At 38.2% G+C, this 25,514-nt stretch carries 21 protein-coding genes; 6 read left to right on the top strand and 15 right to left on the bottom strand.

Annotated features, from left to right (window positions below):
• Window positions 1-23 precede the first annotated feature (23 nt).
• A complete protein-coding gene (locus OW492_RS12505; protein ID WP_290040381.1) occupies window positions 24-2,870 on the bottom strand; it encodes an FAD-binding and (Fe-S)-binding domain-containing protein in 2,847 nt (948 codons plus the stop codon).
• 221 nt (window positions 2,871-3,091) lie between these two features.
• On the opposite strand from OW492_RS12505, the gene OW492_RS12510 reads away from it, so the two are divergent.
• Window positions 3,092-3,271: a hypothetical protein gene (locus OW492_RS12510; RefSeq protein WP_290040383.1), complete on the top strand. Its 180-nt coding sequence runs from the start codon at window positions 3,092-3,094 to the stop codon at window positions 3,269-3,271.
• Between the two features lie 252 nt (window positions 3,272-3,523).
• Here OW492_RS12510 and OW492_RS12515 read toward each other — a convergent pair whose 3' ends face one another.
• The gene (locus OW492_RS12515) at window positions 3,524-5,437 is read right to left on the bottom strand and encodes a methyl-accepting chemotaxis protein (RefSeq protein WP_290040385.1); all 1,914 of its coding nucleotides are present in this window, start codon (window positions 5,435-5,437) and stop codon (window positions 3,524-3,526) included.
• 271 nt (window positions 5,438-5,708) lie between these two features.
• On the opposite strand from OW492_RS12515, the gene mnmA reads away from it, so the two are divergent.
• The 3 genes from mnmA (at window position 5,709) to purB (ending at window position 9,021) form a co-directional block, all read left to right on the top strand.
• Complete coding sequence (mnmA, locus tag OW492_RS12520; RefSeq protein ID WP_290040539.1) at window positions 5,709-6,851, top strand: tRNA 2-thiouridine(34) synthase MnmA; 1,143 nt, start codon at window positions 5,709-5,711, stop codon at window positions 6,849-6,851.
• 95 nt (window positions 6,852-6,946) lie between these two features.
• Complete coding sequence (gene hflD, locus OW492_RS12525; RefSeq protein ID WP_290040387.1) at window positions 6,947-7,576, top strand: high frequency lysogenization protein HflD; 630 nt, start codon at window positions 6,947-6,949, stop codon at window positions 7,574-7,576.
• 74 nt (window positions 7,577-7,650) lie between these two features.
• Window positions 7,651-9,021, top strand: a complete 1,371-nt coding sequence (gene purB, locus OW492_RS12530; protein ID WP_290040389.1) for an adenylosuccinate lyase — start codon at window positions 7,651-7,653, stop codon at window positions 9,019-9,021.
• Between the two features lie 65 nt (window positions 9,022-9,086).
• Here the strand turns inward: purB and OW492_RS12535 are convergent, their stop codons facing one another.
• Window positions 9,087-10,016, bottom strand: coding sequence for a DMT family transporter (locus tag OW492_RS12535; RefSeq protein ID WP_290040390.1), 930 nt, complete (start codon window positions 10,014-10,016; stop codon window positions 9,087-9,089).
• Window positions 10,017-10,177: 161 nt separating this feature from the next.
• Here OW492_RS12535 and OW492_RS12540 point away from each other — a divergent pair, with 161 nt between their 5' ends.
• Window positions 10,178-11,305 carry a cupin domain-containing protein gene (locus tag OW492_RS12540; protein ID WP_290040392.1) on the top strand — a complete coding sequence of 376 codons (1,128 nt, stop codon included), beginning with the start codon at window positions 10,178-10,180 and terminating at the stop codon, window positions 11,303-11,305.
• Between the two features lie 287 nt (window positions 11,306-11,592).
• Here OW492_RS12540 and OW492_RS12545 read toward each other — a convergent pair whose 3' ends face one another.
• Window positions 11,593-12,009: a 3-phosphoshikimate 1-carboxyvinyltransferase gene (locus tag OW492_RS12545; RefSeq protein WP_290040394.1), complete on the bottom strand. Its 417-nt coding sequence runs from the start codon at window positions 12,007-12,009 to the stop codon at window positions 11,593-11,595.
• Between the two features lie 122 nt (window positions 12,010-12,131).
• Between OW492_RS12545 and OW492_RS12550 the strand changes: the two genes are divergently transcribed.
• The gene (locus tag OW492_RS12550; protein WP_290040395.1) at window positions 12,132-12,752 is read left to right on the top strand and encodes a flavin reductase family protein; all 621 of its coding nucleotides are present in this window, start codon (window positions 12,132-12,134) and stop codon (window positions 12,750-12,752) included.
• Between the two features lie 22 nt (window positions 12,753-12,774).
• On the opposite strand, the gene OW492_RS12555 is transcribed toward OW492_RS12550, so the two are convergent.
• From OW492_RS12555 to OW492_RS12605, 11 genes are all read right to left on the bottom strand, one after another.
• Complete coding sequence (locus OW492_RS12555; protein ID WP_290040396.1) at window positions 12,775-13,329, bottom strand: NlpC/P60 family protein; 555 nt, start codon at window positions 13,327-13,329, stop codon at window positions 12,775-12,777.
• Between the two features lie 66 nt (window positions 13,330-13,395).
• Window positions 13,396-14,040, bottom strand: coding sequence for an adenylate kinase (gene adk / locus OW492_RS12560; protein ID WP_290040398.1), 645 nt, complete (start codon window positions 14,038-14,040; stop codon window positions 13,396-13,398).
• Window positions 14,041-14,172: 132 nt separating this feature from the next.
• A complete protein-coding gene (htpG, locus tag OW492_RS12565; RefSeq protein ID WP_290040400.1) occupies window positions 14,173-16,077 on the bottom strand; it encodes a molecular chaperone HtpG in 1,905 nt (634 codons plus the stop codon).
• Between the two features lie 252 nt (window positions 16,078-16,329).
• Entirely contained in the window at window positions 16,330-17,211 is an 882-nt protein-coding gene (locus OW492_RS12570) for an alpha/beta hydrolase (RefSeq protein WP_290040402.1), read from the bottom strand.
• 162 nt (window positions 17,212-17,373) lie between these two features.
• Entirely contained in the window at window positions 17,374-17,934 is a 561-nt protein-coding gene (locus OW492_RS12575) for a hypothetical protein (RefSeq protein ID WP_290040404.1), read from the bottom strand.
• A 26-nt stretch (window positions 17,935-17,960) separates the two neighbouring features.
• The gene (locus tag OW492_RS12580; RefSeq protein ID WP_290040406.1) at window positions 17,961-18,896 is read right to left on the bottom strand and encodes a YHYH protein; all 936 of its coding nucleotides are present in this window, start codon (window positions 18,894-18,896) and stop codon (window positions 17,961-17,963) included.
• 168 nt (window positions 18,897-19,064) lie between these two features.
• Window positions 19,065-19,976, bottom strand: coding sequence for a DMT family transporter (locus OW492_RS12585; protein WP_290040408.1), 912 nt, complete (start codon window positions 19,974-19,976; stop codon window positions 19,065-19,067).
• An 800-nt stretch (window positions 19,977-20,776) separates the two neighbouring features.
• Window positions 20,777-21,523: a CpsB/CapC family capsule biosynthesis tyrosine phosphatase gene (locus OW492_RS12590; protein WP_290040410.1), complete on the bottom strand. Its 747-nt coding sequence runs from the start codon at window positions 21,521-21,523 to the stop codon at window positions 20,777-20,779.
• A 27-nt stretch (window positions 21,524-21,550) separates the two neighbouring features.
• A complete protein-coding gene (locus tag OW492_RS12595) occupies window positions 21,551-23,734 on the bottom strand; it encodes a polysaccharide biosynthesis tyrosine autokinase (protein WP_290040412.1) in 2,184 nt (727 codons plus the stop codon).
• Between the two features lie 23 nt (window positions 23,735-23,757).
• Window positions 23,758-24,276 carry a polysaccharide biosynthesis/export family protein gene (locus tag OW492_RS12600; protein ID WP_290040414.1) on the bottom strand — a complete coding sequence of 173 codons (519 nt, stop codon included), beginning with the start codon at window positions 24,274-24,276 and terminating at the stop codon, window positions 23,758-23,760.
• Window positions 24,273-25,460, bottom strand: a complete 1,188-nt coding sequence (locus OW492_RS12605) for an outer membrane beta-barrel protein (protein WP_290040417.1) — start codon at window positions 25,458-25,460, stop codon at window positions 24,273-24,275. Before OW492_RS12605 ends, OW492_RS12600 begins: the two co-directional genes overlap by 4 nt.
• Between the last annotated feature and the right edge of the window lie 54 nt (window positions 25,461-25,514).

The raw sequence follows: 25,514 nt of genomic DNA on the forward strand, positions 1-25,514 counted from the left end.
AAAAGACGACTGTAACTTTTGATTTAGCTACTGACTTCATCAACCAAGTACAAAATAGACTGGTAAGCAATGCCACTATGGTGTGATAAACCTATCTCACAAGTACGGCTATTACTATAACCTCGAGTACATCCATTGGGTATTTGCGACCTTAAAGGTGATAATGCAGCACTATTTAATTCAGGTGTTGTAAAACCTTTATCACCAGCCCAACCACAACATTCAATGTGCTCAGGGACAATCACTTCAGAAGCACACTGCTGTGCTAACTGTAGCATCTGTTTATCTAATGCCATTTTTCGTGTACTACAAGTAATGTGTAACATAATCGGCTCTTGTAGCGGCGTAATATTCAAGTATTCAACCAAATAATTAAGTACAAACAAACTCGGCTCTACTACCTGCATCTGCTGTACAGTTTCTTCTGAAAAAGCCTCAATACTGCGTTTTGCACAAGGGCTAGTATCCATTAACACAGGCCACTTGCCATGCTCACTAGCTTCCCATAACGCAGTTTCCAGTTGCGCTGATTTCTGTTTTGCTATATCAAAAAAGCCTTTGCTATCATGTGGCTGACCACAACAAAGGTCATTAATATTATCTGGAATGATTACATCAAAACCTGCTTTAGCTAACAGAGAGCTAGTCACTTCAGTCAAAGAACGTTGATCTTTATTATCAGCTTGCTGCCCCATGCTTCGACTTGAACAGGATGCTAAATACACAACTTTTTTATCGTTTTGTTGACCATGAAGCTTATTGAAAGTACTTTTTAACTTAAAAGTATTTGCGCCAGGCACTTCTGCCGACCAACGTTGTACTCCGTTATTAGATAGATTTGCAATGCCTTTACTGGCTTTATTAAGCCGAGCAGAGCCAAAGGTTTTTTGAGCGACTTGGTTAACCTTCAAGCCTACATTTAATAATTTATTCGTAGTACTAAAATGATTCGCAGTCCAACGAGCAATAGGTGCAAACTGTTGATATTTTAGAGAACGTAATTTTTTTACGAGATCACCAGTATTAATTCCCACCGGGCAACGGTCTGCACATAGCCCAGTCGCTGCACAGGTATCAATACCTTGATACTGAAAAGTATCTGCTAAAGATTTACTGTATGCACTATCACCGCTTTGTTCACTACGTTTCATCTCTCGGTACAACACAATACGCTGACGCGGTGATAATGTCAGCGTACGTGACGGACAAACGGGTTCACAAAAACCACACTCAATACAACGGTCAATTAGATCATCCGCGGCAGGCATTGGTTTTAGATTTTCAATATGTGCTTGGCTACTTTCATTAATAATCACACCAGGGTTCAATAATCCGTTGGGATCAAAAATCGCTTTAATCTTCTGCATTAATGCATAGCCTGCTTTGCCCCACTCTAATTCGACGTATGGAGCCATGTTTCTGCCTGTACCATGCTCTGCTTTTAGTGAGCCTTTATGTTTAATCGCCACTAACTGAGTTAATGCATCCATAAAATCACTGTAACGAACTATTTCAGATTCTGTTTCAAAGCTTTGTGTGAATACAAAGTGTAAGTTACCATCTAATGCATGACCAAAAATAATTGCTTCATGGTAATCAAACTGATCAAACAGCGCCTGTAAATCTCTAACCCCTGCCGCTAAATGCTGTACAGGAAAAGCGACATCTTCTATGATTACTGTTGTACCAACTTCTCGAACAGCCCCAACAGCAGGAAACAAACCTTTGCGTATTGCCCACAAGCTTTCTACCACACTTGGGTCGCGCGTAAACTCGATGGATTCTTTAACGGTATAATTAGAAATAGCCTCCATCACGGCCGCACACTGCTGATTAAGACTCTCTAAGTCACTGGCTCTAGATTCTATTAATAAGGTGCCGACCTCTAAGTCTAACTGCTTAATAAAAGCAGCCATACCAGGTTTATCTGCAATCGAATGCATAGCTCGCCCATCCATCATTTCCACCGCTGACACAGGTAGTTTCGCTAATACAGAAACCACTTGGCAAGCCGTTTCAATATCATTGAATACAATTAATGCAGAGGCTTTATATCGATGCTCAATCACCGTGTTATAGGTAATTTCCTTGATAAAGCCTAAAGTGCCTTCTGAACCAATCATTAAATGTTGAATTACATCAATCGGATCTTGGTAGTCCACTAAGGCATTTAGGGAATAGCCAGTGGTATTTTTAAGGCGATACTTATGTTTAATTAACTTACTTAAAGCGCTGTCATTTTTTACTTGTTCACACAGATCTTTAAGGTCATTAATTAAAGAAGGATGAGACATTTTAAAGCGACTCACACTGTTATTATCGGCAGTATTTAATTGCGTTCCATCAGCAAAAATAAGCTGCATACTATCGACTGTTCGATATGAGTTTTGTGCGACACCACAACACATACCACTGGCATTATTAGCAGCTATCCCACCTATTTTGCAGGTATTGATAGAAGCAGGATCAGGACCTATTTTACGACCATAAGGTAATAGATATTTATTCGCATCAGCACCTATAACACCCGGTTGTAATGTAATCTTATGACCTTGTTCAAGTATTTCATGCCCACGCCATTGATCACTTAATGTAATTAATACTGAATCAGATACCGCTTGGCCAGACAAACTGGTTCCCGCTGCTCTAAATGTGCAAGAGATGTTTAAGGCAGCACAACTTCGAAGTGTATAAATAACTTCATTCGCATTATGCAAACGCACTACTACCTTAGGCACTAAGCGATAAAAACTAGCATCAGTCCCATAGGCAAGTAACTGAGCTGGCTCAGTAAAGATACGCGCTTTATCAATACAAGCTAATAAGGTTTCTTCAAGCTGCTCAAATTGTTTCACATTACTTGCCAACATCACTACTCCTTAACTAACATTTCAGAAAAGCAGCGAACATAGTAGAATGAAGTTAACCGTTTAAATGTGATCTTGCTGGTATTCTATCGATAGCATTATTGATCCCCCCTAGGTTTTTAATAAACACTGTTTAATAACACCCATCATATTTTTAATATCAAAGACATAAGTAGCTTTTTAATGTAGAGTTTCTTGCAAAATATTAAAGAGAGCAAAACAGAATGTCAGAAAGTAAAAATGATAATGCACTACAATTAACACAACTAATTACTCCATTAAACGCAATGCATTTAGCACAATTAACTGCTTTTAGTTTTGGCCTACCTCCACTTTATTTCTGCCGTGAATATCAATCTCTAACATCAGACACTATAAAAAACAATGTGAAGAGCGGTTATTAAAACAGCTCAATAATGAGCAAATAACAGTACAAGAATTGCAACAATTACTATTGGATAAAGAGTACTTTGATGAAGAAGAAGCAGGCCTACGAGTTGCTCCGCTTACTGAAGAATAGTCTTAGTCATTATGAAATAAGTCTTTTAGATTAAAGACTCCTATTTCTGTTTCGACTAAATAAAATAGTAAAATACAACCATAAGCATTACAGAGGGTGACCAGAAATGCTGATGGTTGTTGATACAGGTGCAGTGTTATTTATCTAATTTAAAGCGTCCTACAATATTATTAAGCTGCTCATTAACTTCATGAATATGATGGGTTTCTTGATTCACATTTGCCCCCGTTACCGTTAACTCTTGTACAATTGAGTGAATACGCGCCATGTTTTGACTCACCTCTCTAATAACTGCATTTTGTTCCTGCGCCGAAGAGGCGATCTGATTACTTAAATCATTAATTTTTGAAACAAAACTATTCATTACTTCTAAGCTCTCAGCCACACTTGCAGCCTCTGAAACGGTTTGCTGGCTAGTGGCTCTTGTACTATCAATTGAGCTCACTACTGCTGTAGATTCATGGCGTAGTTTTTCTAACGCATTTTCCACTTCACCCGTACTGGTTTGAGTACGTGCAGCTAGGGCTCTCACCTCATCAGCTACTACTGCAAAGCCTCTCCCTTGCTCTCCTGCACGGGCAGCTTCAATCGCTGCATTTAACGCTAACAAGTTGGTTTGGTCTGCAATGGCACCAATCACACTTAAAATAGATCCTATATCTTGTGTTTCCTGACTCATATTAGCCACATTAACCGTTGCACTTTCAACCTCTTTAGATAAGCGTTGCAAGCTCACCTGAGCATTAGTAATAATATCTTTAGACGTTTCACCAGAATGATTAGCTTCCTGCGTAAACTGTGCAGTATCCTGTGCGTTAGCAGCTACCATTTCAGCAGTCACACTCAACTCTTCAACCGCGGTGACAACTTGATCCGTTTCCTGCTGATGTTGCGCTAAGATGCCTGCACTATTATCAGAATGATTTTTCAGTGTTTCCACGCCTTCAGATAAACGCCCACTCACCTTTTTTACATCCAACATCATCAACTGTAATGTTTCGATAAAGCGATTTACACTACTGGCAATTTGCCCCAAATCATCATTCGAGTTAACCGCTAAACGTTGCGTTAAATCACCATCACCATTGGATAAATTACCCACCAGCGTTTTCAGTGCTATTACGGGTTGATAGATGCGATTAAGTACAAAAATAAACACTACAATAAATAATAACGTGATCATTAATACCCACAATAACAATGCCCAAGTTGCCTTAGAGACTGCAGCAAAAGCTATTTCATCTTTAACTGCAATCATCAAATACCATGGCGCGCTACCTTCCAACTCAACACGGGTGGAAACCAATAAACTTGGCTTTCCAGCTAATGTAGTATCAGCAATAACACGTTCATTTTTTAACATATTGGCTGAAAAATCACTGAGTTCATCTATTTCTTGTATTTGCTCCTGTGGTTTTACTACTTCACTAGTTGAAGCTAATACCATCCCCTTTTGGTCTACTAGAATCGCCACTGAATCCTTGGCGACATCCACACCTTCCACTAATGTTTGTAAACGAGTTAAACGTACATCGGACGCAATCACTCCATCCTGAACAGCTTGTACTGCAAGTAATAATAAGACGCCCTCTTTAGTGGCAAATACTTCACTTAACGTCAATTTTTCGCTTTTTTTACCAAGTTGATACCAAGAACGCGTACGAGGATCATATTTAGATGGAATACCAATACCATTAGGGAAAGATTCCGATGCTCTTGATGTATAAGATCGCCCATCATCAAACCCTAGCGTCAACTTAGCAACCCCAGTGGCCTCTTTAGCAAATAACATATGCTTCTCATGGTCTGTTTGGTAATTGTTCGCTTTATATAATGCAGCTAAATTACTGACAGGTTGGGAATATGAAGCGATATATTGCTTAATATTATTTGCTTCATATTGAGATGCACTGCTGATCTTATTAATCAACGTACTCTTCGTCGTTTCTGATAACTTATCAATAGAGATAAAAGAAGTGATACCTAGTGCTAAAATCAGCAAACTGGTAATCACTACAATTAAAATATTTTTAAAACCAAGCTTATTCATGAATTTTCCTTGTTGAAACGTGAAACCAATAATGAGTTGACCTTGCGCTCTGTTAGTTTCTGACACTATTCCAACAGTCTAACGACTACTGCCCATGAGTTTTTAAGAGAATGTTAAAAGTATGACTATTACCCCATTAGTAATACAAATGATTTTTAAAAAGTTTTAACTCCATCAAGAAATGACATTTCCTGTTTAAAAACACCACAAAACCAGAGTAAATCGGCTCGATAGATCTTGCTCACATTATTAGTTCAATTGACTGTAAATTCTGCTAAAATCTGCGCCTGAATTCGTTGGAGAGTATTTTATGAAAGACAATAGCCAAACTAAAGTGATCGTCGGAATTTCCGGTGGTGTTGATTCCTCAGTATCTGCGTACTTGTTGCAGCAGCAAGGCTATCAAGTTGAAGGCTTATTCATGAAAAACTGGGAGGAGGATGATACTGATGAATATTGTTCTGCTGCTGAAGACCTTCAAGATGCTAAAGCTGTTTGTGATAAATTAGGTATCAAACTACATACCATCAATTTCGCAGCAGAATATTGGGATAATGTATTCGAACATTTTTTAGAAGAATACAAAGCGGGCCGCACACCTAATCCAGATATCATGTGTAATAAAGAGATTAAGTTTAAAGCCTTTTTAGAATTTGCAGCTGAAGATTTAGGTGCAGATTACATCGCGACTGGCCATTACTGTCGCCGCCGCGAAGTTGATGGTAAAGCACAATTACTACGTGGATTAGATACTAACAAAGACCAAAGCTACTTTTTATATGCGGTGGGCGGCGAACAAATTGCCAAAACCTTATTCCCTGTTGGTGAACTAGAAAAACCAGAAGTGCGCCGTATTGCGGAAGAGCAAGATCTAGTGACACACAATAAAAAAGACAGCACAGGTATCTGCTTTATTGGTGAGCGTAAGTTCACTGATTTCCTACAGACTTATCTACCAGCTCAACCCGGCGACATTGTTACGCCTGAAAATGAAGTCATTGGTCAACACCAAGGTTTGATGTACCACACGCTAGGCCAACGTAAAGGTTTAGGCATAGGTGGTTTACAAAACTCAAATGAGAACCCATGGTACGTAGTGGGTAAAGACATGGAAAACAACCGTTTATTAGTCGCTCAAGGTGCAGACCACCCAGCGCTATTTTCTTATGGGTTAATTGCTAAAAAATGTGATTGGGTAGATAGAACAGCGAAGAAAGAAAGCTTTAAATGTACCGTTAAAACACGTTACCGCCAAACGGATATTCCTTGTACTGTAAACCCAATTGACGATGATACGTTAGAAGTTATCTTCGATCAGCCACAAGCGGCAGTAACACCTGGACAATCAGCTGTATTTTACCTCGATGAAGTTTGTCTTGGTGGTGCGATTATTGACCAGCACTTGCAAAAGTAGCTGGTAGCCCAAATATAAGCTGTATAAAGCAATAAGGCTTAGAGGTAGATAAATGTCTACCTCCACATTCATTTATAATAAGAAGTGTACTGATCATGTCATTCCATACCTTAGAATCTCGTAGCATTGCTTTTGCGGCAATGTGCCAAGCAGCTTACTTAGTCGATAAGATTGCGACTAAGGGTATTTGTCCCGATGCAGTTGCCTTTAATGCCTCATTACGTTCAATAGTACGCACTGATAGTGCTGCTCCGTTGGATATTTTAGGTGGGCATGAATCACTAAAACTTGGTTACAAAACCGTGATTGCACAACTGGATAATGTCGACAGCAGCCGTAATATGCAAATCACTAAATATGTAGCAGGTTTGATGGCCTTGGAGCGCAAATTATCAGCTAATTCAGGCACATTAAATCTACTTGGTGAACGTATTAACCAAGTGAATCGTCAATTAGCACATTTTGAAATTGATGACAGTAGTGTGTTAAGTAACTTAGATTCTATCTATAAAGATCTAATTAGTAACTTAGGCCCTAAAATTCAAGTTAATGGTAACCCTAGCTACTTGCAACAATCACAAACACAACATAAAATCCGCGCATTATTATTAGCCGGTGTGCGTGCCGCTGTACTATGGCGTCAAATTGGCGGTAAACGTCGTCAATTATTATTATCTCGCAAAGCGATAGTGCAACAAACCAAACAAAATTTACTAAGAACATAATATTCGTATTACTCTTTCCCAGTAAGGGAATAAAGAAACTATTTAAACAACCTACATATCATTAGGAGCAACAAATGGAACTTTCAGGACTAACAGCTGTATCACCAGTTGACGGCCGTTACGGTAGCAAAACTGCAATTTTGCGCGATATTTTTAGTGAGTTTGGTCTAATCAAATTCCGCGTACAAGTAGAAGTACGTTGGTTACAAAAACTAGCACAAACAGACGGTATCGCAGAAGTTCCTGCTTTCTCTGCTGAAGCAAACGCACACCTTGATGCAATTGTCGCTAACTTCGGTGAAGCTGATGCACAACGTGTCAAAGATATTGAAGCAACAACTAACCACGATGTAAAAGCGGTTGAATACTTCTTAAAAGAAAAAGTGGCTGACGTTGCTGAACTTAACGCTGTATCTGAATTTATCCATTTTGCTTGTACATCAGAAGATATCAATAACTTATCACACGCTCTGATGTTATCAACAGCTAAAAATGACGTTATCTTGCCTTACTGTAATCGTGTTGTTGATGCGATTAAAGAAAAAGCAATCGAATACAAAGCAATGCCAATGATGTCTCGTACACATGGTCAACCAGCTTCACCTACTACATTAGGTAAAGAGATGGCGAACGTAGTAGCACGTCTACAACGTCAAGTTAAGCAAATCGAAGCAACTGAACAACTAGGTAAAACAAACGGCGCTGTAGGTAACTACAATGCTCACCTAAGTGCTTACCCAGAAGTTAACTGGCAGGGTTTTGCTGAAGAATTTGTAACAAGTTTAGGCGTTACATTTAACCCATTCACCACGCAAATCGAACCACACGATTACATCGCTGAGTTATTTGATGCGATTGCACGCTTCAATACTATTCTATTAGACTTTGACCGTGACGTATGGGGTTACATTTGCCTTGGTCACTTCAAACAAAAAACCATTGCTGGTGAGATTGGTTCTTCAACTATGCCACATAAAGTTAACCCAATTGACTTCGAAAACTCTGAAGGTAACTTAGGTTTAGCAAATGCTATCTTTGATCACTTAGCAGCGAAACTACCAGTTTCTCGCTGGCAACGTGACCTAACAGACTCAACGGTATTACGTAACCTAGGTGTTGCTATCGGTTACTCAGTGATCGCATACGAAGCAAGTCTAAAAGGTATCAGCAAGCTTGAAGCAAATGAAGAAAACATGCTGAAAGACTTAGATGCAAACTGGGAAGTATTAGCAGAGCCAATTCAAACGGTAATGCGTCGCTACGCAATCGAAAAACCATACGAGAAATTAAAAGAGCTAACGCGTGGTAAACGTGTAGATGGCCCAGGTATGAGTGAGTTTATCGATACACTTGAACTACCAGAAGCAGTAAAAGTTGAGCTAAAAGCAATGACACCAGCTTCATACATTGGTCAAGCAGTTGAGCTTGTAGAGAAAATGGCTTAATCCGCTCATTAAGCTAATCGATAAGAGGCAACCTTAGGGTTGCCTTTTTTATTGCGCTAAATATATTATTTCTCAGTGAGTACCTTAGTATCACTTCTCTTACAGCTAAATAACCAATCTAAAAATGGTTGTAGACTACTGTAACAAGCAATACCCACAGAACAGATCAAAATAGCAACCGCCATCTGTAAAGTTAATGTTTGATCCAAAATCCATATAGCTAACAATACAGAAACCACAGGCACTAAGGCCATAATCGCCGACGCAGATACCGCCCCTAACTTATTGATACAGTAACTCATACAAAACAAGGCTAAAATACTAACAACTATCCCTTGATATACACCTTGTAGAATAATCTCAGATACTGGTGCAATGCTGAGGTGGGTAGGTAGAAAAAACCAAATCGGCGTAAAAAATAACGCATTCACAATCGGAACAGAGATCATAATCGTCTTAATATTGATCTGCCATATTTTCATTGAAACAGAATAAAAAGCGATGAAGAAAGCCGCCAGTAGTAACCATAACAAAGCAATTAGACTCGCCCCACCACTACTCGTAAACAGTAAACTATTAGCCACCAAAATCAGAGTAATACCCAAATATTGAGTACGGCCTAAACGCCCTTTTTTCCACACATACAAAATCAGCGCACACATAATCGGCATAGTCCCATTAATGATCACGCCAGTATTCGCAGCATCTGAAATTAATAAACCAATCAAACTAGCGCAGACATATAAAGCACCGCAACATAGACTACAAATAATAATAGGTAAGGTGAAAATAGACTTAAGTGAAGTTTTACTTAATAAAGCATACAGGGCAATGATCGCTGCCGCTGTTAAAAATCGCACGCCAGTTACATCCCACACCGTTAAAGAACGTGATAACCCCCATTTAGAAATAATGATCCAACCTGACCAAATCATCACCACCACTAACCCGGCGAGTAAACCCGTGACCTTATCAAACTTGATCGACCTTTCCATTATACTTCCTTGAAAATGAACTAATATGAGGATAACTTCATCAACATTATCACAAAAATCGGCTTTTAATGATGAATATCTAGTGGCATAGCGGTATCGCTACCCTGCTTATAAACGACCTGTTACACTCCAAATTATTTTATACAGAAAGGCGCGACAACATGTTTGAACTTAATTTTGAAATTAACCAGTTTTTAGATACTTACTGGCAAAAGAAACCCGCTTTACTCAAACAAGGTTTTATCGACTTTCAAGATCCAATTGCACCCGATGAACTTGCAGGACTGGCCATGGAAGAAGACTTGGAAAGCCGATTAGTTTATCAACAAGATGACCAATGGCATGCAGAGTGTGGCCCATTTAAAAGCTTTGAACGTTTAGAAAAAGATGGCGCGACTTTACTGGTTCAAGCCGTGGACCATTGGCATCCAGATGCACAACAACTAGTACGCCCTTTTCGCTTTCTACCTAACTGGCGCATCGATGATCTGATGATCAGTTACTCAACACCTAAAGGTGGTGTTGGCCCACATATTGATAACTATGATGTATTTATAATTCAAGGTGAAGGTAAGCGTCACTGGCGTGTTGGTGCTCGTCAAACATTACCTGAATTTGCTGCACATGGTGCACTAAAACACTGTGGTGAATTTAATGCCGCTATTGATGTAGAAATGGAACCAGGTGACATCCTATACATCCCAAGTGGCTGTCCGCATGAAGGTTATGCGATTGAACCATCTTTAAATTACAGTGTTGGCTTCCGAGCACCAGACCAAAATGATTTACTGAGTAGCTTTACAGATTACAACATCGACAACCATGACAACGCTTTGCGTTACACTGACATTCCAATGCAAGTACGCGAAAAACCGGGGTGTATTGAAGACTCTGAATTAAATAAGCTACATCACGTAATGCTTGCTAACTGTAAAACACCAGAACAACTTATTCCTTGGTTCGGGCGAATGATCAGCGAAGCAAAACATGACTTAGACATCGCAGCACCAGAGTACCCGCTAGAAAATAAAGAGATCCTAGAGTTTTTAGAAGACGGCGCTCAATTTACTCGCCTAGGCGGATTACGTGCCGTTTATTTTCAACAAACGCCAAAGTTAGTGTTTATCAATGGTGAAGAATACGACTTCTCAGGGTTTACAGAATTAGCACATTGCTTATGTGATCAAGATGAAGCCGCGAGCGAGTTACTTACAATCTTTAAAGATGAAGAGGCGGCACTCACTTTGTTCACTAAATTAGTGAATCTAGGTTATTGGTATGCCGAGTAAAAAATAGCGTAAATGCTAAACACCTCTAATACCAATTACATTAAATAAGTGATCTAAATTTTGCGCAGGAAAAATGACTGAGTTCAAGGCGTAATTTGAGCCTTTCGAAGATTAACTTCGTTAAAAGTCTATCGGAGAATTAACCAAAAGAAGTTAATTCTTTAATAGTTATTCTATTTGCGAAAATTACAACGAAGGAATAAGTTATTTTAACAAGTAAAATAGATCAATTAATTATTGTGATTGGTATAACCTTGAGAGGTGTTTAAAATACCCACCAATCAGCGCTAAACCCACAACCCTTTAAACCATCCCCAGATACCAAATGAGAAGTTTGGAATCAGGTTAATACCTAACGCAGACTTGATTAAATAAACCACTAACAACCCCACTAAAGTGCAAAATATCAATAGTATCGTTAGCATAATCGCTTTACTAATTAATGATAAATTCTGCTCTTGCCTTGATAGCTTTCGAAAGTTTTTACCCGCCAAAAATACATAATAAAAACGTCGGCGATAAAGGGGGATCTTAAAAGTGCCGCGCAAATCAATACTATGTTTAGCCCAGCTGCGCGAGCTTAAAATAGTAAATAAATGAGTCAGTTGCTCTTCATTAAAACTGTCAGCAACAGGCTTAGGCATTTTACTTAATAAGTTAACAATCGTTTGCTCATCTTTAATATTCTTTTTTAAATTAGCCAACGCCTCACCTTATAAATATGCTATATGTAAATTATAGAAATCGAACATAGCGTTATATTAACACTTTATATAATTAAACCATCAAAAAAACACTCAATTAGACATTATCATCAGAGGATTATATGCAGCTTAATTTTTCAAAATACAGTGCTTCAGAGCGTTATCATTTAATGACTCAAACTGTTATCCCTCGTCCAATCGCTTGGGTATTGACGGAATCAGAAGGCACACCAAGCAGCTTCAATCTAGCGCCATTCTCTTACTTTACAGCCGTATCAAGCGCCCCTGCTTTATTGATGCTTTCAGTAGGTAAAAAGCCTAATGGCGATGATAAAGATACGCTAGTTAATGTTTTGAAAAACAAAAAGATGGTCATTCATATTGCTTCCGAACAACAAGCAGACCTGGTTACTCAAACTGCCGCAACGCTAGCACATGGTGAATCAGAGCTAACCAACACCTCTTTAAGCACAACAGAATTTGCAGACTTTTCACTGCCACGTATTAGCCAGTGTGATATAGCTTATGCTTGTGAACTATATGAGATAAAAGAGATTGGCGATGTACCGCAAACATTGATCTTTGTAGAAGTTAAACACCTTTACGTTAGCGATAGTGTGATTAATAAAGAACAGACTGAACGTATTGATATTGCAGCAGAGAAAGTCAATCCACTAGCACGTTTAGGCGGCGGTGAATACGCATCAATCACAGCACCATTTAAACTCAATAGACCAGATTAACTGACGTTCAGATTTAAAATAGTTAGATTATACGGCGTGACTGCCAGTAATGTTTACGCCAGTAAGGGTTAGAAAGCGAAGATATTTTTGTGCCCTTGCTGGTAGAAACATGAAAAAACTCATTGTTTCCCATATAGATGCCAACATGGCGAGTTGTTCGGCTGGTTTTAAAGAAGACTAAATCACCGACTTTTAACTCGCTCTTCTTAATAGCAAAACCTTTCTTAACTTGGTATTCGGTAGTGCGAGGTAAAGGGATATTGAAGCTATTCTTAAACACCTGTTGCACTAGACTAGAACAATCAATGCCACGTAAAGTATTGCCGCCTAGTCGATAAGGGCTACCTGCCCAATACGTATATTCGCTGCGGAGAATGGCATACAGTAAATCATCAGGCTGCATATTAGATTGTTGTTTTGAAGAAGATTGAGTGGGTACTTTAATACTTGCTGGTTGACCAGACAGACTTTGCTGATCTGTTTGCTTATCAGGAGTAGAACTACAAGCGGCGATAAAATAGAGCAGGGATAATAAACTAAAATGTCGTGAATAACTTTTCCATAGTCTCAACTGCATTTGCTCTCCTTATCCCTGTAAAAAAGGGGCTAACGCCCCTAATATTAATGATTTATGTAATAAAGCTTAGCCTAAAATAGTGGCTAACTCTTTACTAATAACATCAACAGCTTGTGTACCATCAAATTTATGATGAGCGCCGTTACCTTGCGCCGCTTCATTTTTGTAGTAAGCGATTAAAGGTGCTGTTTGTGTATGATAAATATCTAAACGTTTGCGTACTGTTGCTTCTTCGTCATCAGGACGAATAGAAAGGTCTTCACCTGTTACATCGTCTTTACCTTCCACTTTTGGTGGGTTGTAAACGATGTGGTAAGTACGACCTGATCCAGAGTGAACACGACGACCCGCCATACGCTTAACAATCTCTTCGTCAGGCACATCAAATTCCAATACAAAATCAACAATCACGCCAGCGGCTTTCATCGCATCAGCTTGTGGAATAGTACGAGGGAAACCATCTAGTAAGAAACCTTTTGCACAGTCTTCTTGTGCGATACGTTCTTTAACCAAACCAATAATTAAGTCATCAGAGACTAATTGGCCTGCATCCATTAATTCTTTTGCTTTTAATCCAAGCTCTGTACCTGCTTTAGCAGCGGCACGTAACATGTCACCCGTAGAGATTTGTGGGATTCCATATTTATCCATCATGAATTGAGCTTGTGTCCCTTTACCGGCACCTGGGGCACCTAATAAGATAATGCGCATTCTAGCTTCCTATATAATTAATAAATTCTACAGCGAAATTTACACCGTTGTGAGTGAATTCACAAGATTATCCACTAAAAAGGCCTGCATAAGCAGGCCTTTAACACATTTATGAGTAGATAAAGCGCTTCATTAAGCGATTAATAACTTGTTAATGCGAGCAACAAATTCAGATGGATCATCCAAGCTACCTTTTTCAGATAGGATTGCTTGTGCTAATAATAACTCTGTCCATTCTGCAAATAACTCTTCATCAGCCATATCTGCTAATTTAGTAATCATTTCGTGCTCAGGGTTAAGTTCAAAGATAGGCTTGCTATCTGGTACTGGTTGCCCCATTTGCGCCATCAATTTAGCCATTTGAGTGCTCATATCATCGCTATCAGCAACAATACATGAAGGCGTTGACGTTAGACGTTGCGTTAAACGTACATCTTTTACTTTATCACCTAGCACTTTCTTAGTACGTTCGATGAAGCTAGCAAATTCAGTTTCTTGTTTTTCTTGCTCTTTCTTCTCTTCTTCAGTATCTAATTTACCTAGGTCTAAATCGCCCTGTGTCACACTGATGAAGGCTTTACCGTCATACTCTGGTAAATGGCTTAATAACCATTCATCAACTCGGTCTGATAGTAATAATACTTCGATACCCTTTTTACGTAGGATCTCTAAGTGAGGGCTATTTTTAGCCGCATTAAAGCTATCTGCAGTGATGTAGTAAATTTTATCCTGCTCTTCGTTCATACGAGAGATGTAAGCGTCTAAAGAAACAGTTTGGTCTGCTTTATCAGTTTCAGTTGAAGCGAAACGGAATAATTTAGCAATCTGCTCTTTGTTGCTTGGATCTTCAGCAGGACCTTCTTTTAATACTTGGCCAAACTCTTTCCAGAAAGCGTTGTACTCAGTTTCATTTTTCTTAGCAAACTTAGTTAACATGGTTAATGCACGTTTCGTACAAGCACTACGTAGCTTAGTGGTTACACGTGTATCTTGTAGGATTTCGCGTGATACGTTTAGTGGTAAGTCATTTGAATCCAACACACCTTTAACAAAACGTAGGTAAGTTGGCATAAACTGTTCAGCATCGTCCATGATAAATACACGTTGAACGTATAGTTTTAGACCATGTGCTTTTTCACGGTTCCATAGATCATATGGCGCGCGTTTTGGAATGTATAATAAGCTAGTGTACTCTTGCTCACCTTCTACTTTGTTATGAGACCAAGTTAGTGGATCTTCAAAGTCATTTGCGATGTGCTTGTAGAACTCTTTGTATTCTTCGTCTTTTAAATCACTCTTAGCACAGTTCCATAGAGCTGTTGCTTTGTTGATCGATTCCCAAGTTGCTTCAACAGCAGGTACTTTCTCGCCATCAGGACCTTCAGACTCAGGTACCGCGTCTTTAAACATTTGTACAGGGATACTGATGTGATCTGAGTATTTAGAAACAACGCTACGTAATTTGTAATCGTTTAGGAATTCAGTTTCATCGTCACGTAAATGAAGAATGATTTCAGTACCGCGATCCGCTTTTTCGATGTTCGCTACAGTGTAGTCAGCTTCACCCGTTGATTCCCACATAGTACCTTGGCTAGCGTCATCACCTGCTTTACGTGTATTAACCGTCACTTTATCGGCAACAATAAATGCAGAATAAAAACCAACACCAAACTGACCGATTAACTGTGAATCTTTAACTTGATCACCAGATAATTGTTCGAAGAAATCGCTTGTACCAGATTTAGCAATAGTACCTAAGTGCTCAATGACTTCGTCTTGAGTCATACCGATACCGTTATCGCTAATAGTGATTGTTTTTGCTTCTTCATCAAAGCTTAAACGCACGCGTAAGTCTGCATCGTCTTCAAAAAGACTACCATCAGATAATGCTTTGAAGCGTAATTTGTCTGCAGCATCTGCAGCATTTGAAACAAGCTCGCGTAGGAAAATCTCTTTATTTGAGTATAAAGAGTGAATCATTAATTTAAGAAGTTTACCAGTGTCAGCACTGAAAGCATGGTTTTGTTGCTTTTCCATATTTCTATTTCTCTCTTAATTAAGGGTTACTACTAATAAGTTAATTAATAGATGGAGACAGTTGATTGGATTTCAAGAGGGAAATTGATTTTTTTAATGTTGTTTTTTAAAAAAGTGAAGAAAACAACTATATATTTATGCATCATGAAGCTGACTTGCAGGTTTGCAGATTCAATAAACACCCAGCTAATACAGGTTAATGAGAGGCTAATTTTAACAACTAATGTAAGCTAATAGCATCTCCGCTATTTATCATTCACTCATTCGCTTAAAAAAGTTATCAATGTCTTCTGCAACGTTTACCTCTTTTGCAAACCAAGGATGTAATTTCATTAAGATTTTTACATGCGTAACTTTCTGCCCATAAATTAAAGTCTCAACCTTATCTGCATTGTTTGTTAATGCCTCTGCCATTATCTGTTGATTGAATAAACCTACCGTTGTATCACCTTCAGAATGAATAAGCAGTGCAGGTGGTTCATTACCATTAAGGTGATTTTCTATTCTCATATCATTGAAATTTTCTTCACCAAAAATATCAATATACTGCTGTTCTTTAGGAGTGAAGTTATAGGGGCCAGCAATACCCGCCACCGCTTTAATAATAGATGTAGGTTGGTGTTCAGCAGCTAAATATTGATCATTAAAAGCAACCATCGCCGCAATGTAAGCGCCAGCAGAGTGCCCAGCGATAAACAGCTGTTCAGTATCACCACCGTATTTAGCGATATGTTGGTTGACCCAGGCTACGGCTTTAGCGCCATCTTTTACAAACTCAGGGTATTTAGCTGTTGGATAAAGCGTGTAATTAGGAATAACAACGAGATAACCTTTGTCTACAAAACTATCTGCAACAAAGGTAAAATAATCCTTATCTCCCCAACGCCAACCACCTCCATAAAAAAATACAAGCACTGGGCGCTTAGTGTCAGCTTTCCAGCCCTTTTTACTGTATATATCAAGCTTTAGGTCTTTATTGGCATCAAAAACAATATCTTTTTGCACTTTCAAGTTTGATGATAAGGATATCGCAGTATTAAGTATTTTTAGCTCAGTGGCAGCACTGTCTTTTAAGAATGAGAAAATGAGAATAGCGATAGGAATCAGTGCGATAAGGAGTAATAGTTTCTTCAATGGGACACTCATTTGTTGGCGAGTAAGTAGGTTATTACGTTGCTCAAGTTATTAAGATCATTATTAATTGGTAAATATTCATTTTTATATAAAGCTCATTCTCATACAAGTGTTATTAGAATGAGCTAATTAACCCTAGCGCTAGCTAAGCAAATAGACTGCTTAATTAAATACTGAAATCGAAGGTTGACTAGGGATCACTTCAAATTCGTGAGTCAATTTTTTGTTTTTATCTGTAGCCACAAAATCATACTGTTGAGTGGTCATATCATCACTAAAAAGAGCAACATTTAAAGCAACTTTAGCATTGCTTGATGTTAATGCATAGCGCCCCATAATAGTAACATGCTTAATGCTTTCACCTGCAGTATGCCTATAATTACCAGCTTCTTCATGGCCAGTAGTCGGCTCCAATAACAAGCCATCAACAACAAACTTACGTTTATCTTCCGTTAAATAGATATTTTCTTTTATTTTTTCGCTTATCAAATCACGATGATTATTAAATTCTTGGATAGTAACGTGTTTATCACCATTATCATCAACACCTTTAAAGGCAGACATAGGCAAAGATAACGCGATATAAACATTACTACCAATAAAGCTCAACGTACCATGCTGTGCAGCCATTAAGTGAGCAAAGCTGGTATTTGGTGTTGTTAAACATAACGCACAAGTTAAACTTAACAGTCCTTTTTTCATTAATTTCATATTCTTTTTCATTATTTAATTACCTGTTGCACATCAATTTAAATTCTCCCTTTCACACAACGTTGAAAGTAGGGGTAACTATCCGTTGCGTAATAATGATAAATTCCTTCAGGGAACTCAGGTGTGACACCAATTTGACCATTACATTCATCTAGATCTCCAGATCCTGGCACATATTCCCAGTCTTGCTTAAAAGTCCCTAGAGGGTAAATGTCCAACGGCGGTCGTTTGTCACTAATATCACTGACCAATTGATAACTGCCTCTCATCAACTTGATTGCAGAACTGGAATCAGCAGGATTTGAATACCCATAGCGCGCATAAATAGGAAAGCCATCAGCAGCCCAACCAATCAGAGTCATTCGATCACTATCACCGCCTCGGCTAGCGATAAAGCCTTCAGGCATGCCATGGTAATGATAAGTGCCATTAGGCTGCACATGCGCATTATTTTTATCAATACCAAAATTAAAAGCACTTTGCCCTATAGTTTCGATACTCCAATTGCCTCTGTAATCCGTCGCACTACACTTTTTACCTAAATCATCACAGCTACCGCCTATACCGCCTGAAATTTTCACGCCATTCAGCGTCACGCCAATCATTGCATGCTCCCCACTAAGCCTAGTAGCCACTTTGGTTTCAACTGGGTGCAAAGGAAAGCTTTCGATAACAGACTGTTGAAAAATAGTATAAGGGTTATGCGCGTTCGGAAACTTCCCTACTTGATGGTCAGGGATACCATTAGCATCGAGATCTCTCGAATTGCTATCACATGACCAGTAAGCAACACTGTTTGCTTCTACTGATTTTGAACTGTTGTATTGGTTATATTGATAGTTACATAAAACATCAGCCGTTGATTGATGTGGCTCAACCTTTAATAAAACTGATTCATGCTTATCAGAGCAAGCGTTTAATAATGTTAACAACATACTAACCAATAAAATTTTAAAAAATTTATAAGCAAACATTCTGCTTATATCCTCCAAGTTACTAATAAATAATAGCATAACCATTAATTGTGCAAAGACTGTGCACTTTAACAAATAGATAGAAGGATAACTTTCAGAGAGGGATTGAAGACATTAAAGTGCACTCTTTAAACGATGAGTGCACTTATTAATCGTAATCAAATAAAACTAGGTTGTTAATGAAGGCTTTCGTTGCACCATCGTACTCGCTGCAACTAACGTAACTGCACCGAGTAGTTGAATTTGAGTCATTTCCACATTTAAAAATAGCCAATTTATTAAGATTGCCGCCACCGGGAAAAACATTTCAGCTAAGGTAGCCCAATGCGCAGGTATACGCTTTAACCCTTGGTAATAACAATACATCCCCAAGACACCAGACAGCACAGCTAACATGGCAATTTTTTGTAGCACGGTTAACTCAATACTAGTTATCAAACTCGGTGTAATAAAAGCAAAAGGCAACATACCAAGTAGGCCAAAACTAAAACGCCCGGCCATTAAATCTAAGCTACTAAGTCCTTGGGTACTCAGTTTTTTACCAAATACCGTTGCACTTCCCCAGCTCACAACAGCAAATAAAGCGAGGCCATAACCCCATAATGCTTTTTGTCCATGCTGTAAATCCCCCTCTTTAAAATCGGCTAATAACACTTGGAAGTCAGGCCAAATCAATAACAAACTGCCTAAAATAGCTAATCCTAACCAAAGGAAAAACCGAGAATCTATTTTTTCCTTCAATAAAACACAGGCGAGTGTTACCGCAACGAGTGGCTGTAACTTTTGTAGCAAAATAACCACAGTAGGGTTAGACAAATAGAATGCTTCGGTAAACGCTAAGGTACCTAAAGCAGAGCCAAAAAAACCAATCACTAAAAAAGGGATGAAGGTTTGTCGAGAGATGAAGTTAAATTTACGACGTTTAAATAAAAAGATGCCAGCTAATACAGCAACTAATATTAAATGCTCAAACAACACAATTTGTTGTGCGCTGGAGCCGCCAAATAAAAGAGGATAACGTATCAATGTATCTGCGGCCCATAATAAGCACGCAAAAAATATAAAGGTAATACCTGTCATTACAATTCCTAAACTAAAAAGGAGAGAAAGACAGAGCTTGGAAAGAACGTTATACCGCCCACATCATTAACCATTCCATTTATTTTCTGGAATAGTTTCATTAAGGCTAACGGTATTATTCAATAGTTGTAACACTAAAGAACTGAATAAATAACTGACAATTTTGCAGTATAACCTGCCCTCATTGGAATAATGAAGATCAACAATTTCTGTAAGGGATCAAGTTCATGTCCCCAATTATCGTATTAAAACGATAGGGTCGAATAGTTGATATTTTGCACGCTATTTACTCTCGATCTTCTTCCATCCGGACTATAACCGTCGGATTTGGCCTCTCACCAAATCTGCTGACCCTAATAAAGCTATTACTAGTAATAATTAGGCGCTCGTGGGCTCTTTTACTGATACCTAATACCAATTATATTAAATGAGAGATCTAAATTTTGTGTAGAATAAATGATTTAGTCCAAGAGATAAGTTGAGGTAAATGGTTATTCCCTTTACCAGACTTACAACGAAGCAATAAATTATTTTTAACAAGCAAAACAAATCAATTAATTAGCGTGATTGGTATACATATCGTAAAAATACCACCGGTGGGGAATTACACCCCGCCCTGAAGTCGAATGACTTAACTTGTTATATCAATAACAGTGATTAAGTCATTGCTCATCATAATAAGGATTTTAAAAAATACAAGAAAAATGCTTAAGATCACATTTTCTGCGGAGAGATAAAAGTAAAGAGAGAAACCAAAAGACAAATAACCCAAAGCTATTAGTTCAGAAACCTCAAACTCTCTATTGATTGGTCCAAATAGTTGGATTAGATTCAAATATCAAATTCGGTGTTTTTACAAATAATTGTTTAGCACATTCATCGCCAAGTTGATTCGCCACGGCTGAAAAAGCTTCTTTCATTTTAGAAGGCCGACGATTAACATTATGCATATCTGAGGCAACTATAGTAACTTCGTCTTTTTGTAGTAAATCCCAAACTAGTTCCTTAGATCTTTCACCAAAATCCCCCACTATCGAAGCTGCAGTGACTTGAAATAAACAACCACGCTCTTTAAACGGAGCTAACAATTCAGGAGACTCCCAAACGCCTCTGTTACGCTCAGGGTGTGCAATCATCGGCATAATGTTATGTGCCAATAACCAATCAACTAACTTTTCACTACCGGGTGGGATATGGCTGTGCGGGAACTCTAATAATAATAAGCTGTAACCTTGCCATTTCCCCATAAAAGGTAATTGTTGAGTGCTAGCCAACATCATAATTTCAGGACAAATTCGTACTTCCGCGGCATAAGCAAGAGAGAGTTTTTGAGAGGAGGAACTTTCACTAACAGAAGAAACAAGCTTGTTAAAAGCGTGCTTGATCGTAGTTAAATCATTATCAAAGGTGCCTAAATGAATATGCGGTGTCGCTAATATCTTTTGCACACCGCTGTTTGTAGAACCTTCAATTAATTGCAGAGAATCAACTAAGGAGCGAGCCCCATCATCAATTCCTGCTAATATATGACTGTGTAGATCAATCATTGTTCCACTTGTATGCCCTCAGGAATATTATTGACCGTAGCCATAATAGCCTTCGTAATCTTCTTTATCTGCTTTTTTGATATCTACTCTATTTAAGACAATACCATCTATGTGAGCGTTAACTTGCATTAAACGAGACACACCTTTTTTAACAGCAGCTTGCTTCGTAGAATCAGATTGAACGACATAAATAACAGAGTCTGCACGTTTAGATAACACTAACGCATCACTCACAGCTAAAGCAGGTGGAGAGTCAATTACGATACGATCGTATTTCTGTTTTAGAATCACCATCGCCGCATCAAATTTCGCGCTTGATAATAATTCAAGCGGATTACTCGGTATAAAACCAGAAGGTAAAATATCAAGTCCAGATGCTTCATCATGCACAATTACATTCTCAAGTTTTTCAGATCCTGAAATTAAGTTAGATAGACCAGCTTGTTCAGCCCCTAATTTAAATACACCAAGGAAACTTGGACGGCGCATATCCGCCTCAATCAATAACGTTTTTTCAACTTGAGATATCGCAAACGCAATATTAATTGAGGTAGTCGTCTTACCTTCACCAGGAATAGATGAGGTAACGAGTACGACTTTATGTTGATCATCAATATGTGACAAAACAAAGCCTGTGCGCAAGGTTCTAACCGCTTCAGAAAATGCTTTATTCTTATCATCAAAAAATACATGAGGCGATAAAGATTGATTACGCTTTAATTTAATTAACGGTAATAAGCCTAGCAAACGTAAACCAAGTTTAGATTCAATCTCGGCAGCCGTTCTGAAAGTGTCATTTAACGCATCAATCACAAATGCATAGACAACCGCAAAAGCAAACGAAGCAATAAAGGCTAAAATAACCAGTAATTTTTTATTGGGTTTAATAGGTGATAGCGGCACTTCTGCTTTATCTAAGATTTTAGCTTGTTGCACATCAAGGTCAGTAGTGACTTCAGTTTCTTTATAACGTGTTAAAAATGTATCATAAAGACTTTGGTTCGCTTCAACTTCACGCTGCAGTTTTAAATAACCTTGTTCAGTACTAGTGATATCTTGATATTTACGCTTTTCTTGTTCTAATTCATTAATCAGACGTTGTTCATTATTTTTCGCTGCTTGTAACTCTTTAGCAAAGCCTCTTACTAACTTATTAGCTTGCTGTTTCAATTCCTCTTGAATCGATGCTAATTGTGCTTTCGCTGCGACCAATTTAGGATGCTTATCACCATAACGAAAACTTAACTCAGACACCTTTTGCTGTGTTTGGTTTTCAATATTTTTAATATTAGTGATCAGTGGATGTTGGCTAATTTCAGGCAAACTCATCAAATAATTTATATCATTACCGCTGGCATTACTAACAAACAAATAAAGCGTTTCTGCTTCAAAGCGAGTTTGTTTTGCTTTTAAATAACTGTCCGTTAAGCTCTCTAGCTCATCACTGGCGATACTACGTACACCTGTTGCGTTTAAATCAATTAGGTTTTCTTTAATACGGTACGCTTCTAATGCATTAATTGACTCTTCAAGATTAACACGTAACTCTTCTAATCTTATCTCCAACCAATCAGCGGCTTTTTGCGTTGAAGTAGATTGACCTAATACTTCTTGATTTATATAAACACGCGCAACCGTATTTGCTACAAGTGCCGCTAATTCAGGATCTTTGGCATCAAAAGAGATATTAACAAGTTGAGTATTACGAACAGGAGTAATCGTTAATTTTGATTGAAAAGCATCAATTAACATTACTTTTTCACTACGTGGGCTCAGTGATGTTTTCTCTTCCTTACTATCTAACTCCGCAGGTAATAAAGACTTAATGTAATCAGTTAGTTCTTTTTTTAAGCTCACTTCATCATCAGGCATAAACTCTTTATTTGCGCCTAAATCAAGCTTATCAATCACTTGCTCAGATACAGAACGTGATTTTAAAATTTCAAACTGAGTCAAAAAGTAATCTTGACGGCTAGTGTCCAAAGGTAACACTGAGTCAATTGAAATCGTATTATCGGTACTGGTTTTTATCAATAACGAGCCCGTTGCACGGTAAATAGGCGTTAAACTCGTGACAAAGACCGCAACTAAAATAGTAATGAACAACGAAAAACCTAAAATTTTCCATTTTGCATTCATCATCACAGACCAATAAGCTTTCAGATCAATGACTTGTTCTTGTGAATTTAAAGGTTTATTAACTGATTGCATAATATTTATGATCCAATTGCTTGTTAGAAAAAGCTCTGTTTAATAGTAATAATATCACCAGGTGAAACCGCATAGGTTAACTCAACCTTCTGCTCCCCTTGTGTTTGTGACTTTTTAAGGTATATCTTTGAAACTGAAGCACGAGCGGTTAACCCACCTGCTAATGCAATAGCTTGGTCAATATTTAACCCTGGTTTATATGGATAACCACCGGGTTGGTTGACTTCTCCATGGATATAAAAAGAGCGATAAGTGATAATATCGACTTGTACAGAAGGGTTTAATAGATAATCCCCCAGTAACCCATCATGTATCACTTTTTGTACTTCAGGTAAGGTCTTACCCGTCACAGAAACAAGCCCAATAAATGGGAAGTTAATATTTCCGTCATCATTGATGACGGTTTCAATGGTTAAGTCTGGCTCGTCATATACCAAAATTTTAATTTCATCCCCTGCATCTAAGCGATAGTTTGTTAGCTCTGCAGCAAACAAATTAAAAGAGGAGAAAAACATTAGTAAAACAAAAAAGTAATTCATCATAAAGCAACCACAATCCCTATATTAACCGAGTTTTTATCGTAACTAATGTCGGTTTCTGTTGAGTTTTTATCAGTAAATTGGTATCCCGCGTTCAATTTTATCCAGCGAGTTACAGTGTAATTTAAATTTAATGCCAAGTTTTTGGTTTTATCGTTACGAGCAAAACCAACATAATCTTCATCGGTATAAGTGAATTTAAAAGTAGAGTCAAAATCTTCAGTCCAAGACTGCTTCCAAGCTAATGCACTATCAATTTCAAGGATGTAATCTCCAACTGTGCTTGAGTCTTTCGCTGCGCGACTAAAACTCACATTAAAAGTAGAATATTCTTGCGGCTGCCAAGTTGCGCCAAGCTCCACTGTGTTACCAGAGAAATTAACACGACTATCTGACTCAAAAGTTTTATATTGATAACCGGCTTTAGCAGTGACCGTTGTTTTACCTAATCCTAGCCATCTAAAACCAAGCAAGGCACTAGAGTCCTTGTTATCACTGCTATCTTCACCAGCTTCTAATTCTTCATACTTAACATCAGTTGTTGATATATCAAAAGTTAAATAAGTTACATTACCCGCTTGATAATCTGCATCAGCAAAAAAGGTAAGCTTACTCACGTCATCAAACTGAGTCGTGACTCTAAAATTCCTATAATCTTTATCAATAAAATTAACCCCACCACCAATTCGCATTAACGCATTGAGGCTACCAAATTGATAGTAACCTCTAGCAGTTAGTTCATTGTATTTAATAGGTTCATTATAAAAAGAGGCATTACCTTCACTGAGGCCACTACCCCTGTCTTCATGTAAATTGGCAAATGAAAAAGTAAGGTCTGTACGGTGTCTATCTGTAAATTCAGAGTGTGCTAATAAACTTAAGCGGTGATCCACATAATCATCTTCACTACCGTTTTCATAAGTTGCAGCAGTTAAACGATAAGAACCGCCATAACGGTTAATCCCGTCATCAACACCAAAACGAATAGAGGGAGAAACAATATAAATAGCAGAAGAAGTTGTATCATCTTCCTGCTCATAAATATTATCGTCGAACTCCACGCTGCTTGTTAACTGTGGCACAACTAAAAAACCATCTGTAACTTTAATAGGAGCAGGATCAAACTCTGTTGCAAAAGCGTTAACAACAAGTCCAGGAGAAAGTGCTAAAAGGGTAAAATATTTCACTTTTTTCATCCTTAAATAAAGCGCTCAACGACAGCGTTTTTAAAATAAACAATT

The sequence above is a fragment of the Psychromonas sp. 14N.309.X.WAT.B.A12 genome, from assembly GCF_030397575.1.
Taxonomy (GTDB): Bacteria; Pseudomonadota; Gammaproteobacteria; order Enterobacterales; family Psychromonadaceae; genus Psychromonas.

Bases quoted from the DNA above. Each gene is read 5' to 3' on its own strand.
- OW492_RS12595 (WP_290040412.1), bottom strand. From the start codon at position 23,734: ATGCAATCAGTTAATAAACCTTTAAATTCACAAGAACAAGTCATTGAT.
- OW492_RS12550 (WP_290040395.1), top strand. From the start codon at position 12,132: ATGCAGCTTAATTTTTCAAAATACAGTGCTTCAGAGCGTTATCATTTA.
- adk (WP_290040398.1), bottom strand. From the start codon at position 14,040: ATGCGCATTATCTTATTAGGTGCCCCAGGTGCCGGTAAAGGGACACAA.
- OW492_RS12590 (WP_290040410.1), bottom strand. From the start codon at position 21,523: ATGATTGATCTACACAGTCATATATTAGCAGGAATTGATGATGGGGCT.
- OW492_RS12535 (WP_290040390.1), bottom strand. From the start codon at position 10,016: ATGGAAAGGTCGATCAAGTTTGATAAGGTCACGGGTTTACTCGCCGGG.
- purB (WP_290040389.1), top strand. From the start codon at position 7,651: ATGGAACTTTCAGGACTAACAGCTGTATCACCAGTTGACGGCCGTTAC.
- OW492_RS12600 (WP_290040414.1), bottom strand. From the start codon at position 24,276: ATGATGAATTACTTTTTTGTTTTACTAATGTTTTTCTCCTCTTTTAAT.
- OW492_RS12575 (WP_290040404.1), bottom strand. From the start codon at position 17,934: ATGAAAAAGAATATGAAATTAATGAAAAAAGGACTGTTAAGTTTAACT.
- hflD (WP_290040387.1), top strand. From the start codon at position 6,947: ATGTCATTCCATACCTTAGAATCTCGTAGCATTGCTTTTGCGGCAATG.
- OW492_RS12555 (WP_290040396.1), bottom strand. From the start codon at position 13,329: ATGCAGTTGAGACTATGGAAAAGTTATTCACGACATTTTAGTTTATTA.
- OW492_RS12540 (WP_290040392.1), top strand. From the start codon at position 10,178: ATGTTTGAACTTAATTTTGAAATTAACCAGTTTTTAGATACTTACTGG.
- OW492_RS12580 (WP_290040406.1), bottom strand. From the start codon at position 18,896: ATGTTTGCTTATAAATTTTTTAAAATTTTATTGGTTAGTATGTTGTTA.
- OW492_RS12515 (WP_290040385.1), bottom strand. From the start codon at position 5,437: ATGAATAAGCTTGGTTTTAAAAATATTTTAATTGTAGTGATTACCAGT.
- OW492_RS12585 (WP_290040408.1), bottom strand. From the start codon at position 19,976: ATGACAGGTATTACCTTTATATTTTTTGCGTGCTTATTATGGGCCGCA.
- OW492_RS12510 (WP_290040383.1), top strand. From the start codon at position 3,092: ATGTCAGAAAGTAAAAATGATAATGCACTACAATTAACACAACTAATT.
- htpG (WP_290040400.1), bottom strand. From the start codon at position 16,077: ATGGAAAAGCAACAAAACCATGCTTTCAGTGCTGACACTGGTAAACTT.
- OW492_RS12505 (WP_290040381.1), bottom strand. From the start codon at position 2,870: ATGTTGGCAAGTAATGTGAAACAATTTGAGCAGCTTGAAGAAACCTTA.